16 protein-coding genes are annotated in these 16,214 nt (G+C 64.4%); 8 read left to right on the forward strand and 8 right to left on the reverse strand.

Features of this window, described 5'->3' with window-relative positions; genetic code table 11:
- The first annotated feature begins 37 nt into the window (after positions 1-37).
- Positions 38-211: a DUF4258 domain-containing protein gene (locus tag CKO25_RS00855; RefSeq protein WP_200386013.1), complete on the forward strand. Its 174-nt coding sequence runs from the start codon at positions 38-40 to the stop codon at positions 209-211.
- A 102-nt stretch (positions 212-313) separates the two neighbouring features.
- Here CKO25_RS00855 and rpoH read toward each other — a convergent pair whose 3' ends face one another.
- From rpoH to ftsY, 7 genes are all read right to left on the reverse strand, one after another.
- A complete protein-coding gene (rpoH, locus tag CKO25_RS00860) occupies positions 314-1,153 on the reverse strand; it encodes an RNA polymerase sigma factor RpoH (protein WP_200386014.1) in 840 nt (279 codons plus the stop codon).
- Between the two features lie 439 nt (positions 1,154-1,592).
- A complete protein-coding gene (locus CKO25_RS00865; RefSeq protein ID WP_200386015.1) occupies positions 1,593-2,078 on the reverse strand; it encodes a response regulator in 486 nt (161 codons plus the stop codon).
- 29 nt (positions 2,079-2,107) lie between these two features.
- Complete coding sequence (locus CKO25_RS00870; RefSeq protein WP_200386016.1) at positions 2,108-4,069, reverse strand: ATP-binding protein; 1,962 nt, start codon at positions 4,067-4,069, stop codon at positions 2,108-2,110.
- Positions 4,066-5,478 (reverse strand): SLC13 family permease, encoded by a 1,413-nt coding sequence (locus CKO25_RS00875; protein WP_200386017.1) that lies wholly within the window; start codon positions 5,476-5,478, stop codon positions 4,066-4,068. The genes CKO25_RS00870 and CKO25_RS00875 overlap by 4 nt, the downstream gene beginning before the upstream one ends.
- 31 nt (positions 5,479-5,509) lie before the next feature.
- A complete protein-coding gene (ftsX, locus tag CKO25_RS00880) occupies positions 5,510-6,493 on the reverse strand; it encodes a permease-like cell division protein FtsX (RefSeq protein WP_338115037.1) in 984 nt (327 codons plus the stop codon).
- On the reverse strand, positions 6,493-7,161 hold the full coding sequence (gene ftsE, locus CKO25_RS00885; RefSeq protein WP_200386018.1) for a cell division ATP-binding protein FtsE: 669 nt from the start codon (positions 7,159-7,161) through the stop codon (positions 6,493-6,495). Before ftsE ends, ftsX begins: the two co-directional genes overlap by 1 nt.
- A gap of 12 nt (positions 7,162-7,173) precedes the next feature.
- The gene (ftsY, locus tag CKO25_RS00890) at positions 7,174-8,217 is read right to left on the reverse strand and encodes a signal recognition particle-docking protein FtsY (RefSeq protein WP_200386019.1); all 1,044 of its coding nucleotides are present in this window, start codon (positions 8,215-8,217) and stop codon (positions 7,174-7,176) included.
- Positions 8,218-8,486: 269 nt separating this feature from the next.
- On the opposite strand from ftsY, the gene CKO25_RS00895 reads away from it, so the two are divergent.
- From CKO25_RS00895 to CKO25_RS00925, 7 genes are all read left to right on the forward strand, one after another.
- Positions 8,487-9,866, forward strand: a complete 1,380-nt coding sequence (locus CKO25_RS00895; RefSeq protein WP_200386020.1) for a M16 family metallopeptidase — start codon at positions 8,487-8,489, stop codon at positions 9,864-9,866.
- Positions 9,856-11,208, forward strand: a complete 1,353-nt coding sequence (locus CKO25_RS00900) for a M16 family metallopeptidase (RefSeq protein ID WP_242467245.1) — start codon at positions 9,856-9,858, stop codon at positions 11,206-11,208. The genes CKO25_RS00895 and CKO25_RS00900 overlap by 11 nt, the downstream gene beginning before the upstream one ends.
- A complete protein-coding gene (gene rsmD / locus CKO25_RS00905) occupies positions 11,195-11,758 on the forward strand; it encodes a 16S rRNA (guanine(966)-N(2))-methyltransferase RsmD (protein ID WP_338115038.1) in 564 nt (187 codons plus the stop codon). The genes CKO25_RS00900 and rsmD overlap by 14 nt, the downstream gene beginning before the upstream one ends.
- Positions 11,759-11,875: 117 nt before the next feature.
- Positions 11,876-12,352 (forward strand): pantetheine-phosphate adenylyltransferase, encoded by a 477-nt coding sequence (coaD, locus tag CKO25_RS00910; RefSeq protein ID WP_200386022.1) that lies wholly within the window; start codon positions 11,876-11,878, stop codon positions 12,350-12,352.
- A gap of 66 nt (positions 12,353-12,418) precedes the next feature.
- The gene (locus tag CKO25_RS00915; protein WP_200386023.1) at positions 12,419-12,670 is read left to right on the forward strand and encodes a YfhL family 4Fe-4S dicluster ferredoxin; all 252 of its coding nucleotides are present in this window, start codon (positions 12,419-12,421) and stop codon (positions 12,668-12,670) included.
- Positions 12,645-14,381 carry a gamma-glutamyltransferase gene (ggt, locus tag CKO25_RS00920; RefSeq protein ID WP_200386024.1) on the forward strand — a complete coding sequence of 579 codons (1,737 nt, stop codon included), beginning with the start codon at positions 12,645-12,647 and terminating at the stop codon, positions 14,379-14,381. Before CKO25_RS00915 ends, ggt begins: the two co-directional genes overlap by 26 nt.
- 246 nt (positions 14,382-14,627) lie before the next feature.
- On the forward strand, positions 14,628-15,572 hold the full coding sequence (locus tag CKO25_RS00925; RefSeq protein ID WP_242467247.1) for a Tim44 domain-containing protein: 945 nt from the start codon (positions 14,628-14,630) through the stop codon (positions 15,570-15,572).
- 190 nt (positions 15,573-15,762) lie between these two features.
- Here the strand turns inward: CKO25_RS00925 and CKO25_RS00930 are convergent, their stop codons facing one another.
- Positions 15,763-16,203 carry a hypothetical protein gene (locus CKO25_RS00930; protein ID WP_200386026.1) on the reverse strand — a complete coding sequence of 147 codons (441 nt, stop codon included), beginning with the start codon at positions 16,201-16,203 and terminating at the stop codon, positions 15,763-15,765.
- Positions 16,204-16,214 lie beyond the last annotated feature (11 nt).

Genomic DNA, 16,214 nt, shown 5'->3' on the forward strand with positions numbered 1-16,214 from the left:
CCGCCCACATCTTTCAGGGTCTTGGCTCGTGGTGAAAATGAAACTCGCCAAACATACCACGCGAGCCGTGAAGCAAAAGGACGTGGAACACTGGTGGATCTACAAAGCCATCCCCGGTCGTGACGACAACCTGGCATGCGCAGCGGTGATTTCGCGCCAGGCGATGATCATCAAGACCATCTCGACCCATTGGGAGGAGCTTGACGGATGAAGACCACCTATCATGGTCCATCAGGGCGCGGAGTGAATGAAAACGGGGCGTGGTTCACACCACACCCCGTTGGCGGTCGACTCGTTGTGAGCTGGTCTTGGATCAGACTTCGAGCTGGAGACGCAGCTTCTTCATGGCATTCTTCTCGATCTGACGAATCCGTTCGGCGGACACCCCGAACTGTTCGGCCAGTTCGTGCAGGGTCTGCTTTTTTTCATTCAACCACCGCTCGCGCAGGATCGTCTTGCTGCGTTCGTCGAGTCCCTGCAGCGCGGCGTGGAGACGCTCGTGTTGGTCGCGTTCGGTGTCCTGACGCTCGAGCATCTTCGCCGGTTCCATGCGCAGATCCGGGATGTAAGTCGAGGGCGCCGAGGGTGAATCGTCGTCGTCATCCTCGAGGCTGTCGAACGACATATCCTGGTTAGCAAGCCGTGACTCCATCTGCAGGACGGTTTCGGGCTTCACCCCCAAGTCGGCGGCCACGGCCTCGACCTCCTCCTTTGTGAACCAGCCGAGGCGCTTCTTGGCGCTGCGCAGGTTGAAGAAGAGTTTCCGTTGCGCCTTGGTCGTCGCGACCTTCACGATCCGCCAGTTGCGCAGGATGTACTCATGGATCTCGGCGCGGATCCAGTGCACGGCAAAGGAGACGAGACGCACGCCCATGTCGGGCTCGAAGCGACGTACCGCCTTCATCAGGCCAACGGTTCCTTCTTGAATCAGGTCGGGCAGGGGCAGCCCATAGCCTAGGTACCCGCGCGCGATCCGAATCACGAACCGCAGGTGTGAGGTCACCAAGCGCTTGGCGGCATCCATATCACCGTGATCGCGCAGGCGAATCGCCAGTGATTTCTCTTCCTCCGGCGTCAGGACCGGAATCTGATATGCGCCACTGATGTAGGAGTCGATGGTACCCGTCGGCATGAGAGCGAAATCTTTGGCCATGTTCCAATACCTGAGTCTGTGACTGTGAAATTTATCCTAGCTTAACACTCGGAATTTTACCAGCACTTTCGGCGGGGATTTGGAGTTGAGACCGCGACAAAAGTTCACCTGACTCTAGGAGAGGCGGGGCAATTCAGCAAGGTAAAATGTCAGGAAATCGAGATTGTATCTTCCGATGAGAGTGATAGGTAAGACTGATGGATAAAAATTCGACTTTAAATCAGATATTTGTGTAATTAATCCGGAATCGGGCGGGCGAGCCGAGGTTTCAGTTGACCCTAAACAATCATGGTATTTATTTTCACTGGTCTGTTCATTGTCTGGACATTGGTGATGGGCGTCGGACAAGGCTAACCCGGCAGGCCAGTTCAACGCGCGACGGTGACGCCGGCGTGGGTGTGGACCCGGGATGACCAGGGATTGGCGATCGGGATCAGGCTTAGAAATCGCCACGATCCTGCAGCAGTGTCATCGCCGCGGCGGCATCGAGCGCGGGCAGGTGTGGCAGCGGGTCGAGCCGTCTGCTCACGACATAGTCGGTGAGTTGTTCGCGCACCATCTGGCACAGCAGTTCGGGTTGCCAGGGCTTGGCGACATAGCGGTCGAGTTGCGCCTCGTTGATGGCGCGGATGGTGTCCTCCTGATCGGCCTGACCCGTGACGAGAATCGTGCGCGCCATGCTCGCCCGCTCGTCGGTCCGCAGGCTGATGAGGAAGTCGACCCCGCTGGTTCCCGGCAGGCGATGATCGGCGAGCACCAGGGCGAGCTGGTCCCCGTCGGCGTCGATCTCCGTGATGACGTCTCGCGCCGTCTCGACGTCCTCCGCCTCCTCGAGGCGGATGTGCGAGGCGAAGGGCGCGAGGTCACGTCTGAGCGCCTCGCGCACCGCCCGCTCGTCTTCCAGGATCAAGAGTGCCAGTCTCATGATGCGTCGTCCCCGCTCGTAGCCTGCACTTAGTCAGGTGGACCCGCGACCGGCAGGACCACGGTGACCTGGGTCCCGCCGGTCGCGGAGGTGAGATCGATGGTCCCGCCGTGGGCCTCGACGATCCGCCGCGCGATCGCCAGGCCCAACCCAAGGCCATAGCGCACCGCCCCCTGTTTGGTGGTGAAACGGGGTTCGAAGACGCGCGGCAGGATGGCGGGATCGATGGCGCGGCCATTGTCTTGGACACGCACGCGCACCGCTTGAGGGGTGGGGGCGTCCGTGATCAGTCGGATGCGGCCGGTCTCATCGAGCGCATCCAGGGCATTGGCCAGGAGGTTGGTCCAGAGTTCGCCCAACTCGCCGGGATGGCAGCGAATCGTTGGTAATTCGCCATAGTGGCGCTCGAGCTCGACGCGCCCGAGACGATGCGCGATCAGCCGCAGGGAGTCCTCGATCCCGGCGTGGAGGTCGATGCCGCTGACCGGTTGACCCTTGGGGCGGGAATAGGTGCGCAGACTGGTGACCAGCTCGCACATGCGGCGCGAGGCAACTTCGAGGTTGCGCAGCGCCGAGCCGATGCCGGCAGCGGCCTCGACCAACTCCAAACGCGCCGGGTCGGCAGTGAGCGCGCGTGCACGCTCGGGCTCTTCGATCCCGGCCTCGAACAGCCGCTGGGCGAGCGCCGGATCACCAAGGGCCTGTTCGAGATGTCGTCGGATGGCGCGCTCCTCCCGGGTGCTGCGCGGCGCGCGCTCACGTTCCGCCTCGAACACGCTGCGGGCCAGGGCACCCTGCGGATGGCTGGCCAGCACGCGCTCGAGATCCTCGCCGACATAGGTCGTTGCCCGCAGCATTGCGGCGACCGGGTTGTTCAGTTCGTGCGCAATCCCCGCGGCGAGTTCGCCGAGCATCGCGAAGCGGGCTTGCTCGACCAGTTCCAAACGGGCCTGCTCCAGTTGATGCAGCGTCCGCGAAAGCTCTTGGCGCTCACGTTCGAGGGCCTGATTGAGTCGCGTCTTCTCGATCTGCAGTTGATCGGCGCGTTGCAGCCGATTGGCCAGCGCACGGATCGAAACCGCGGCCATTGCCGCACCCAATGAGGGGTCGACCGCCAAGGCGCGGTCGAGTTGCTCGAAGGAGAGATGAACGACCTCGACCTCGGTGGTGGCGCGCGCCGTAAAGAAGGCCCGTTGCTGTCGGGCCAGGGACAGGAGACCGACGACCGCGCCGGTGGAATCGTGATGGAGGCGCAGATCACCGCTGGGCGCCGCGCGATCAAGGGCCACGCGGCCCTTGAGAACGACCAGCACGGCGTCGACGTCGACGCCCTCCTGGATCAAGCGGGTGCCCGCCGGGAGGCGCAGGCGCGCACAGGGTCCCAAAACGCGCTCCACCCCTGCGAGCAGTTGCGTGGCCACGTCCATGGTCTCCAGCTCGAGCAAGCGCAACAGATCGCTCTCGGGCGGCGCCATCGGGCGGCCGTCGGGCGCGACGAGCTGTTGGGTCTGGGGATCCTGAGGACGGTTGGCGCCGAGCCAGCGTGTCACTTGGGCGCGGGCGAGCCACGCCAGGGTGCCGGTCGTCCAGGGCGCGTGGATCACGGCTTGCAGACGATTCTGATCGACCGCGAGGGTGACATCCTCATGCCAGGCGCGGTCGGTCAGCAGGAGCAGGCTGGCGGTGCGCAGTGCTGGCTCCTGGTCCAGGATCCTGAGCTGATCATCGATGGGTACCTCAGTGGCTACCATGAGAATCAGCGGCACGATCCAATCGGGTGCGGCCGCGATCCGGGACACCGCCGCCTCGGCGTCGGGCGTGCAGGTGACCGCGAGGAGGCCGGACAGACCGCGCGCGAGATCTTCGGCGATGGTCGCGGCTAGCGGCGGGGGGGCGATGACGAGCGCGTGGCACCACGGCGGTCCGGCAACCTCCGCGTTACGCTCGTCGCGCCGGCCGCATCCGTCAAGAGGGGAGGCGGGAGCGGTCATAGCAGACCTAGCGCACCCCAGAGGCTGGGCATGGCCAGTGCTAGCAAGAGCGCGCCGAAGCCGCCAATCACGAAGCCACTGAGCGCCATGGCACTGGTGGGAACCTCGCCAGTAGCGTAGGCGACGGCATTCGGCGGGGTGGAAATGGGCAGGGCCATGGCGAGCGAGCAGGCGAGTGCCACCATCACGCCGACCGCGGTCGGGTCGATGGGCAAGCCGATCGCGAGGCTCAAGGCAAGGGGGACGAGGAGGTTGGCCGTTGCCGAGTTCGAGATCACCGTCGAGAGACCGACCGAGACCCCCACGAGCAGCAGCAACAAGAGCGCGAGTGGCAAGGCGTCCCAGGACAGGAGGCCGATCAGCCAGGCATCGAGACCGCTATTGCCGATACCGGCACCGAGCGCGATCCCCCCAGCGACGAGCCAGAGGACTGGCCATTGCAAACGCCGCAGATCATCGGCGCTCATCACCTGGGTGGCCAGGAGCGCAACCACCGGAATGAATCCCACGGTGGAGGAGGAGATGCCATGCAGCGGTTCGGTCAGCCAGAGCAACACCGTGGAGCCGGCAATGACATAGAAAATGATCGCGGCGGGTGACCGGTCGAAATTGGCCGAGAGTTCGAGCACCAAGGGCGTGTCCGCCTTGATGTAGCGTCGCGTCAGAAACCACCAGGCGAACAGCAGCACGACCAGCATCAGGGGCACGGCGAGGAACATCCAACCGATGAAGGAGACCCCCTGGCCTTGGGCCTCGAGCGCGCCGAGGGCGATCGCGTTAGGCGGGGAACCAACCGGAGTGCCGATCCCGCCGACATTCGCGGCGACCGGAATGGCCAAGGCGACACCGGTGCGTGCCGGTCCGGTTGGCAGGGCGGCGAGGATCGGGATGACGACCGCGAACATGGTCGCGGCGGTCGCGGTGTTGGAAACGAACATCGATAAGAGCGCGGTGATGGCCATGAGCCCGAGCACGCTGCGGCGGGCATTGCCGGCGAAGGGGCGCAGGAGAACCGCGGCTAGGTTGCGGTCGAGCCCGTACTTGTGCGCGCCATCGGCGATCAGGAAACCACCGAGGAAGAGGATGATGACCGGATTGGCAAGAGCCGCGAAGTAGCTCGCGGCCGGCGGCAGGGGCCCGATTCCGCCGACCAGGGCCTGATCCGAGAGCATCAGGACCTGCAATAGAATGACCAGGGTCGCGGTGGCATAGAGCGGAATGGCCTCCGTCACCCAGAGAAGAATGGCCAATAGAAAGATGGCCAGCATCCGCTCGCCAGCCGGCTCCAGCCCAGGGATGTCGATCGCCAAGGGGATGATAAAGGCCACCACGCCCGCCAGCAGGCCGAGACGCTGGACCAGGGTGAGAGAGGGCAAGGCGACGCGCGGCCGCACGCTTGAGGTCGTCATGGCAAACTCGGTGCTCCCGTTCGCGGTCAGGTCAGAGTGCGTCGGCGCCGCGCAGATGGCGGTTCACCGCGATCCAGCTTCCAATCAGACTGAAGGTGATACTCCCCGCCAGGATGGTCAATAGGGCCAGGGGGCCAAGCCCGGACAACGGGAATTCGCTGCGATAGAGGGTGGCCAGGCGGGAGACCGGTTGTTGCAGGAGGATCACGGCGATGGTGACGAGGAACCAGGCCATCATGCCACCGAGAAAGCCATACCAGGCGCCGGTATAGAGGAAGGGACGGCGGATGAAGGCCGCGGTGGCGCCGACCAGTTCCATGATCTCGATCTCGCTGCGGCGATTGAGGATCTCGAGCCGGATGGTGTTCCCCACGATTAAGAGGACGCCCAGCCCGAGCAACCCACCCAGGAGGATGACGGCGCGCTGTGCGAGGTCGAGGATGGCCTGGAAGCGTTGCAGCCAGAGGGTGTCCATCCGCACGAAATCGGCCTCCGGGAGCGCGATCAGTTCGGTTTGCAGCGCCTCGAGTCGCGCGGGCGAGGATTCGGATGGATGCGGATAGAGTGCCAGCACGATGGGAAGCGGGTTGTGCTGGAGTTGGGAGAGGGCGTCTTCGAAGCCGCCGAGTTCACGGAATTCGTCCAAGGCCTGATCGCGGTCGATCAGATGGACCTGGGCGAAGGCCCCGTTCGCGCGCAGCCGCTCGGCGAGGCGGTTGGCTTCCTCGTCATCGATGTCCTGACGCAGAAAGAGTGACGCGGCGGCGGCTTGTTCCCAGCCGCCGGCCATGGTGCGCAGATTCTCGGTTGCGACGAACAGCGCGGCAGGCAGTGCCAGCGAAATCCCGATGACGGCGACCGTCATACCCGTGGGCAGGGGCGTGCGCATGAGTCGGCCGAGGGTGGCTACGGCATTCTGTAGATGTCGGTTCAACCAGAGGCCAGGCAAGTCGAGCAGGCGAGGGTGTTGCTGGCGCGCGCGGGCGTGTTGCTTCTTGATCATCATCATCATCATCACCGGCTCCGCGAGTCGCTCTCGAGGCGCCCATCCGCGAGGGTCAACCTGCGGTAGGGCATGCGCGTCACCAGCCCAAGATCGTGCGTGGCGATCAGGAGGGTGACACCAACCTGATGGAAGCGTTCGAACAAGCGGAAGATCTCGAGCGAGAGATCCGGGTCGAGATTTCCCGTGGGCTCGTCCGCGACCACCAGCGGCGGGCGCCCGACGACGGCGCGGGCGATGCCGACGCGCTGTTGTTCACCGCCCGACAGGGCCACCGGGGTAGCGCGTTCGCGCGCGAGCAGTCCGACCTGATCGAGCGCGGCCCGCACGCGGCGGCCGATCTCTTTGTGCCCGAGACCGGCGACCACCAGGGGGAGCGCGACATTGTCAAAGACACTGCGGTCGGCTAACAGCCGGTGGTCCTGGAAGATCATGCCGACCTGACGGCGATGTTGGGGAATTTTGCGCCGTGGCAGGGCACCGAGATTGCGGCCGTTGACGATGACCTGCCCCCGGGTCGGTCGCTCGAGCAGGCCGATCAAGCGCAGCAGGGTACTCTTGCCCGCTCCGGAGTGCCCCGTCAGAAAGGCCATCTCACCGGCTTGTAACTCAAAGCTCAAGTCGGTCAGGGCATCGCCCCGCTCTGGATAGCGTTTATGGACGTGCTCGAACGAGATCACGGCAGGGCTCCCTCAGCTGAGCAGTGCGTCGAGGAATTCGTCGGCGTTGAAGGGGCGCAGATCGTCGATCGACTCGCCGACACCGATGAAGCGGATCGGCACCTGGAGGCGTTCGGCGATGGCGAAGAGGATGCCGCCCTTGGCGGTGCCATCGAGCTTGGTCAGGGTGATGCCGGTGAGGCCGACGGCTTGATGGAAGTGCAGGGCTTGGGTGAGCGCATTCTGTCCGGTCGTCGCATCCACCACCAGCATCACCTCATGGGGTGCGTCGGGGTCGATCTTCTTCATCACGCGCGCGACCTTGGCGAGTTCATCCATGAGATTCGACTTGGTGTGCAAACGCCCGGCGGTGTCGGCGATCAGGACATCGGCCCCGCGCGCGGTCGCGGCCTGCAGCGCGTCGAAGATCACGGAGGCGGTGTCCGCCCCGGTCTGCTGTGCGATGACTGTGACCGCGTTGCGCTCCCCCCAGGTTTGCAGTTGTTCGACCGCCGCCGCCCGGAAGGTGTCGCCAGCGGCCAGGATGACCTGATTGCCGTCCTCCTGCAGCCGTTTGGCGAGTTTGCCGATCGTTGTCGTCTTGCCGGCTCCGTTCACGCCCACCATGAGGATCACCTGCGGCCGCCCGGGCGCGGGTTGGCGGACCGGGGTGTCGCCGGCAAGCAGGATCTCGCGCAGTTGCTCCTTGAGCGCGGCGACCAGGGCCTGGGGGTCTGACAGGTCCTTGCGTTTCACGCGCGCGCTTAAATGATCCATGATCCGCGTCGTCGCCGGGACCCCGACATCGGCGGTCAGGAGCAGGGTTTCGATCTCTTCGAGGAGGTCGTCATCGATCCGTTTGCGCCCGACGAAGAGCGTGCTGATGCCGTCGCCGAGTTGCTCGCGGGTGCGCGTAAGTCGCTCGCGGAGGCGTGAGAGCATGCCGAATGGCCGGGGCGCGGATGCGGCCGGTGCTGGCGCTGGTTCCGCCGGAGCGGGGGCCGCGGGGGGCGGCGTCTCGAGCGCCACGGCCTCGGCCGGCGCTGGCTTGGGATGTTTTTTTCCAAATCCGAACATGATGGGTGACCTGCGGGCGCAAGGTGGATGGTGCGGTCGAGCGCGCTGGACTCGGGTGGCGGATGCTTGCCAAATTGGCGCGAGGCCGATCAGGAGCGGCTCTGAATGAGCGCAATGCTAACAGAAGGGGCCAACCGTCGCCCGCCGAGGACCGCGCCGCCCGCTGTTCCGGGTGGCTTGGGAACTACTAAGGTGCCTGCTCTGCCCTAATATGCCCCAGACGACACGGCCGTGTCGGCCGACATCGAAATCATGCATCAGGAGTGTCCATGCGACGAATCGTGATCAGTCTAGTCTTGCTCTGTCTCCCAGCCGTGACGCTGGGTGCGGGCGAGCCCGTGCAGGAGCGAATCCTGGAGAACGGCCTGAAGGTCCTCGTGAAGCCGGATCGTCGTGCGCCGATCCTCATCTCGCAGGTCTGGTATAAGGTCGGGTCCAGTTATGAGTTTGGCGGCGTGACCGGGATCTCACACATCCTCGAGCACATGATGTTCAAGGGTACCGAGCGGCTTGGCCCGGGCGAATTCTCCCGTATCATTGCCGAGCAGGGCGGCGAGGAGAACGCCTTCACGGGGCGCGACTACACCGCCTACTTCCAAAAGCTGGCGAACGATCGACTGGCGATCGCCTTCGAACTTGAAGCCGAGCGGATGCGCAATCTCACGCTCGACCCCGAGGAGTTCCGCAAGGAACTTGAGGTCGTCAAGGAGGAGCGGCGCACGCGCACCGACGACAATCCGCAGTCGCTGACCTTCGAGCGCTTCAATGCCGTCGCCTTCGTGGCCTCGCCCTATGGCATCCCGGTGATCGGCTGGCCCAGTGATCTGGACTCGGTGAAGGTCGAGGATGTGCGCGACTGGTACCAACTCTGGTACGCGCCCAACAATGCGACCCTGGTGGTCGCCGGCGATGTTGACCCGGAGGAGGTGTTCCGTCTGGCGGAACTCCACTTCGGATCACTCGAGCCCGAAGCGATCCGTCCGCCCAAGCCGCGGGCCGAACCGGAACAACTCGGCGAGAAGCGCCTGGTGGTGAAGGTGCCGGCGCAGGAGCCGTATCTGCTGATGGGCTATAAGGTGCCCGCCTTGATTGACGCCGAGGAGTCCTGGGAGCCCTACGCGCTGGAAGTTCTCTCGTCGATCCTTGACGGTGGCAGCAGCGCACGGTTCGCCCGGGAACTGGTGCGTGGTCAACAGGTGGCCGCCTCGGCTGGAACCAGTTATAGCGCCTTTGGACGTCTGCCCGGACTCTTCATGCTGAGCGGGGTGCCCGCGACCGGTCAGAGCGTCGAGCAACTCGAGGCCGCGCTGCTTGAGCAGATCGAACGGGTCCAGTCCGTGCTCGTTGACGAACAGGAAATGGAGCGGGTGCGCAATCAGTTGATCGCCTCCAAGGTCTACGAGCTGGATTCGCTCTTCTACCAGGCCATGGTGCTCGGACAGTTGGAAACCGTCGGCCTGGGTTGGGAACTCGCCGATACCTATGTCGATGAACTCGCCGCCGTCACGCCCGAGCAGGTGCGCGCGGTGGCCCAGAAATATCTGCGCCCCGAGCGCCTGACCGTCGGGATCCTAGACCCGCAACCACTCGGTCAAGATCACACCGCACGCGCCCCGGTCGCGCTGGAGATGCAAGGTCATGTTCACTAATTCCCGTCGATTCGTGCTCTGGTCGAGCATGCTGTTGCTGGTTGCGGCAAGCGCGCTGCACGCTGGTCCCACGATCCAGTCCTGGGAGACGCCGAATGGCGCGCGCGTGTTGTTCGTGCCCTCACCCGAACTCCCCATGGTCGATGTCTCGGTGGTCTTCGACGGCGGGAGCGCCCGCGATGGCGCGCGCTTCGGCTTGGCCTCGATGACGGCCTCCATGCTGACGCAGGGGGCGGGCGAGTGGAATGCGGATGCCATCGCTGAGCGGCTCGAGAACCTGGGCGCGAATCTCAGCGCGAGCGCGGATCGCGACACCGCGACGGTCTCGCTGCGGACGCTCACCCGTCAGCCCGCGATGGATACGGCGGTGGAGACGCTCTCGCTCCTGTTGACGGCGCCAACCTTTCCGGAGGCTGATTTCGAGCGGCAACGCAGCAATCGCTTGATTGCGCTGCGCCGCGATGAGGAGTCACCGCGTTCGGTGGGGCAAAAGGCACTCTATCGGCAGATTTTTGGTTCCCATCCTTATGCGACGGATCCCGCGGGCACGGCCGAGACCATCCGCGCGCTGACCCGCGAGGATCTGGTGGATTTTCATCGCGCGCATTATGTCGCGGCCAATGCCGTGGTCGCCATCGTTGGTGATCTCGATCGGGCTCAGGCAGAGGAATTGGCCACGCGCATCACCGCCGGCCTGCCGCGGGGTGAGGCGCCCCCGCCCCTGCCGGAGGTGCCTGCCTTGACGGCGGCCGTCTTGGAGCCGATCACCTTCCCCTCCTCCCAAACGACGCTGCTCGCCGGACAGCCGGGGATGCGCCGCGGTGACCCGGACTACTTCGTGCTCTATGTGGGCAACCACATCCTGGGCGGCAGCGGTCTGGTTTCGCTCCTGATGGAAGAGATTCGGGAGAAGCGTGGCCTGTCCTACAGCACCTACAGCTATTTTTCGCCCCTGGCCCAGCCGGGTCCCTTCCTGATGGGTTTGCAGACCAAAAATGATCAGGCCGATCAGGCGCAAGACGTGATGCTCGAGACGCTCCAGCGCTTCATCACGGAGGGCCCGAGCGACGCGGAGTTGACCGCGGCAAAGCGGAACATCACGGGCGGCTTTCCGTTACGGATCGCGAGTAACTCGGACATCGTCGGTTATTTGGCCATGATGGGCTTCTATGGCCTCCCGCTCGATTATCTCGATCGCTTTACCGACCGGATCGAGGCGGTCACGGTCGAGCAGATCCAGGAGGCCTTTGCGCGTCGCATCGACCCGGATCGCTTGGCGATCGTCCGGGTTGGGGGTGGCCAGGGCGCGGATCAGGCGGCGCCGGCCGGTGGCGAAGGCTAGCGCTCGCCTGCGCCTAGTCGGTGGACGCTGGCGCGGACGGCGTCTGTCCGTCCCGGATGCCCCGGGGCTGCGCCCAACTCCGGATCGGGTGCGCGAGACCCTGTTCAATTGGCTCGCGCCCCTGATCCCGGGGGCACGCTGTCTCGATGTCTTCGCCGGCAGCGGCGCCCTGGGCTTCGAGGCCCTCTCGCGCGGTGCGCGGGAGGTGGTGATGCTGGAGCGTGCTGGGCCGGTTGCCCGACACCTGATGGCCAGTGCCCAGGCGCTCGGCACTGACGAGGCCCAGATCATTCACACGGATGCGCTGCGCTGGCTCGAAGGCGGTGGAAAGCCGTTCGATATCGTGTTTCTCGATCCGCCGTTCGGGCAGGATCTGTGGTCCACGGCCATCGCCCGCCTGAACGCGGGCGGCTGGCTTAAGCCTGGCAGCCGGGTGTATCTCGAACTCCCCGCGCGCGGCATCCTTCCCGTGCTGCCCCCGACCTGGGATCTGGTGCGCGACAAGACCGCCGGAGAGGTGCGCTATAGCCTGTCCGTGGTGGCGGGGTGAGGGGCGCGACCCTAGGGGGTTGCGTTGCGCCGCGCGGCTTTCCTAACCAACCCCTCGCTGTGTTAAGGTGCGCACCGCAATCGCCCTCTATGTCGTCGTCTCAACGAGGTATCGTGCTTGCGTCGCGTGGTCTATCCTGGCACCTTCGATCCCGTCACCAACGGACATACCGATCTCATCCTGCGCGCCGCGCGGTTGTTCGATCGGGTCATCGTTGCGGTGGCCGTCGACACGGGGAAATCACCGCTCTTCTCGACCGAGGAGCGGGTGCACCTGATCGGCGCGGCGCTCGGCCCCCGCGAGAATGTCGAAATCATCCCCTTTCAAGGACTTTTGGTCGATTTCACCCGGCAACTCGGCGTGAGCGTGATCATGCGTGGCCTGCGCGCCGTGTCGGATTTCGAGTATGAATTTCAACTCGCGGGCATGAACCGCCGAATGGCGCCGGACATCGAGACGCTGTTCCTGACACCGGCCGAGACCTACTCCTATATCTCCTCCTCACTGGTGCGGGAAATCGCGCGACTCGGCGGTGATATCTCGACTTTTGTCGCGCCCGCGGTGCAGGCTGCACTCAAGGAACGGTTTGGATAACATTGCTCCATCCCCATACAGCCACCGAAGGGCGGCCTTCACAACCTCTTGCTCAGGAGTGATTCCATGGCTTTGCTGATTACCGACGAATGCATCAACTGCGACGTGTGCGAACCGGAGTGTCCGAATGGGGCCATCACCCAGGGTGACGAGATCTACGTGATCGAGCCGAGCCTCTGCACCGAGTGTGTCGGTCACTATGAGACGTCCCAGTGCGTCGAGGTCTGCCCGGTCGACTGCATCATCAAGGATCCCGGCAACGAGGAGACCGAAGACGAACTCAGGGCCAAGTATGAGCGGATCACGGGCGAGGGCTGACCTCGCCGTGCTGAGTGCGAGCACCGCGGCCCGCGCGCGCGGGTGGCTTGCGGTGCTGTGTTTGTTCAGCGCTGGGGCGGGGGCAAGCTGTCCGGCTCCCACCAGTGCACCCCCCGCCCAGGCGGCAGTGGCAAGTGCCCATCCATTGGCGACCACGGCGGGGCTCCAGGTCCTCGCGGACGGCGGGAATGCCTTCGATGCCGCCGTTGCGGTGTCGGCCGTCCTGGGTGTCGTCGAGCCCTATGGTTCGGGTCTTGGTGGTGGCGGTTTTTGGTTGTTGCATCGCGCCGAGGATTGTCACGAGGTGATGATCGATGGCCGTGAGCGTGCGCCACGAGCGGCTCATGCCGATCTGTACCTTGATGAGCAGGGCGAGTTCATCCCCGCGATGGCGCTCGTAGGTCCTCTGGCGGCTGGCATTCCGGGAACGCCCGCAGCGCTGGTGCAGCTGAGCGAGCAGTATGGGCGCCTGCCGCTGGCGCAGACACTGGCCCCCGCGATCACGCTGGCCCGTGAGGGCTTCGAGGTCGGAGAGATCTACCGTCGTTATGCGAGTTGGCGCCTGACCGATCTGCGGGCGTCCGCGGCGGCAACCGCGCAATTCCTGGTCGATGAGGAGGTTCCGGAGCTCGGGTATCGGCTGCGTCAACCGGACCTGGCCGTGACCCTGGAGCAGTTAGCCGCTCATGGGCACGATGGCTTCTATCGTGGCGCGGTTGCGGAGCGACTGGTGGCCGGGGTCGCTGACGCTGGCGGGATCTGGACGCTCGGGGATCTCGCCGAGTACCGTTCGATCGAGCGCGCACCCATCGTGGGTGAGTTTCGTGGCTGGCGTGTGGTTAGCGCCGCGCCGCCGTCCTCGGGCGGGGTGCTGCTTGTGCAGATGCTGAATATGCTTGACGCCATCGCGCCACCACCCGCGCCCGGTGTGGAGCAGACACATGCCCTCGTTGAGGTGATGCGGCGTGCGTATCGTGAGCGGGCGCGCGATCTCGGTGATCCCGATCAGGTGACGATACCGATCGCCCGCCTGATCGATCCAGACCATGCCGCCGGCTTGATTCGCGATTTCGATCCCGCGCGCGCGACCCCAAGCCCATTGCCCTCACCGCGCGAATCCCTGCTCGAGAGCGAGGACACGACGCATTTCTCCATCCTCGATCGCCACGGCAATCGAGTGGCCGCGACCCTGAGTCTGAACCATCCCTTCGGCGCGGGTTTCGTTCCGCCAAAGACGGGAGTGCTGCTCAACAATGAGATGGATGATTTCTCCGCGCAGCCGGGTGTACCTAATGCCTATGGTCTGATCGGCAGCGCGGCGAACGCGATCGCACCTGGGAAACGGATGCTCTCGAGCATGTCGCCGACCTTCGTGGAGTCAGCGGAGACGGTCGCGATTCTCGGCACCCCTGGTGGAAGTCGCATCATCACCATGGTGCTGCAAGGGATTCTGGGGGTGGAGGCGGGCATGCCGCTCACGGACTGGGTCGCGCAGCCGCGCATCCACCATCAGTATCTGCCCGATCGCATCGAGTTTGAATCAGGCGCCTTGAGCCACGAGGCGCAATCGCAGCTTGCGGCAATGGGGCACCGGCTTGAGCCGCTCGAACGGCCGATCGGCGGCATGCAAGCGATTCTCTGGGATCGTGCGAGTGGAGTGGTCGAGGCGGCATCCGATCCGCGCCAGCAGGGTCTCGCCGAGGTTCGATGAAGATGTGGTGAAGGGCGACGAGGTTCGAATGGTTTTTCGGGTTAAAACCCTGGATCCTATTGGGCTATGCGTTGTGGCCAAGACGCGAAGGTCCGGTCGTCGGATGATTCCGTTGTGTCTCCCACATTGGGACGTGTCCGCGGCGATGACCATCACCGCTGTCGGGGCTATCCCGAAGCCGAAGATTCAGACATCATGACATTCAGATCACTGTATTCAGGAGTTCAGATCCAAATGAGACTCAAGATGTTATTGAGCGCAGCGATGGTCACGCTCGCCGTGGGGATGATGGTCATACCGGTCGATGCGGAGGCAAGACGCGCGGGCGGCGGGATGAACCTCGGCAAACAGTCGAGCAGCGTCCAGCAGCGCCAGGCGCAACAACCGGCGCAGGCACAGCGTTCGAATCAGCAGCAGAGTTCGGCACAGCAAGGCCAGTCGCAAGCCGCGGCCGGACAGCAACGCCCGGCCAGTGGCGCCAGTCGCTGGCTCGGCCCACTCGCTGGACTCGCGGCCGGGGGGCTCCTAGCCGCGATGCTGTTCGGTGATGGTTTCGAAGGCTTCCAGATCATGGACTTCCTGCTGATCATTCTGCTCGCCGTCGGCGCCTTCATGCTCTTTCGGATGTGGCGACGCAATCAGGCACGGCCGGCGATGGCCGGCGCGGGACCGGGCGGTTATCCGCAGGCCGGTGCCGCGTATGAGCGGCGCGGAGCGGCCGTGACGTCGCCGTTTGGCAACCGCTCCGGCAGTCAAAGCATCCTGCATCCTGGTTTGGGCACTCAGTCCGGCCCGGTGGCGGGAGACGATGAGGCCCCAACCTGGTTCGATGGACCGGCCTTCGCGGAAGGCGCTAAAGCCCATTTCATCCGGCTCCAGGCCTCATGGGATCAGTCGGATTTCGAGGATCTCCAGGAATACACCACGCCTGAACTCTTCGCGGAACTGAAGCGCGAACGGCAGAAAACCGAAGGCGAGCAGGTGACCGAGGTGGTGCGTCTGAACAGCCAACTCGTTGGGATTCGACGCGAGGGCGACCTCGTCGTGGCGAGCATCCTCTTCTCCGGGTTGATTCGTGAAGATGCGCAGGGGGTTGCCGAGGACTTCCAAGAGATTTGGAATGTTCAGCATCCGTGGGCGGCTGCGGAGGGCAACTGGCTCATCGCGGGCATTCAGCAGGTCACCAACTGAGCCTGTGCCGATTGGTGCGGAGGGTGCCCGTCGACGACGCGGCACCCACCGACCGGCGGACTGGGTTGGGTGCGTAGGACGTTTCGGGTGGTGGCAGCTCTTAAGTGGCGCCGAGCGGGTTAACCCACCAGCAGACCAAGCCCTGTCGTAGGTGCGATCCGTCCTCGATGCGGACCGACCGTCGTTCCCTTCAGACCATCCGCCAGGTCGGCATTTCAGCGAGCGGGATGCGGACGGGGCAGGTCGCACTGATTGGGTTACCCCGAGGCCAGTCATCCATCCATTCGCGCGCGATCGCCAGACTCACATTGATGGCCACCAGGCTCGTGCCGATGAATGCGATGCCAAGCAGCCAGTAAAGACTGCGTGAGATTCGACGCTTGAGACGTTTCCAACGCCCCCAGCTCGGTTCCGGAGCGGCCGGAATCCGCGCGAAGACATCAACGAAAATCACGCCGAGTGTTGCCCACAAGAGGATGAGGACGGCGGGCAACAGGATCCGGTTGCCGGTCGATGCCTCGAAGGCAAGAACCGTGGCACCAACAACGAGAATGCCAACTGCCCCGAGCATGATCAAGATGTGTCGCGCGGGTGCCATGCGGGTTGCGAGTCGCTGCATCAGATCGAGCATCGTTATCCTAC

The organism is Thiocapsa imhoffii, from assembly GCF_016583985.1.
GTDB classification, from domain to species: Bacteria; Pseudomonadota; Gammaproteobacteria; order Chromatiales; family Chromatiaceae; genus Thiocapsa; species Thiocapsa imhoffii.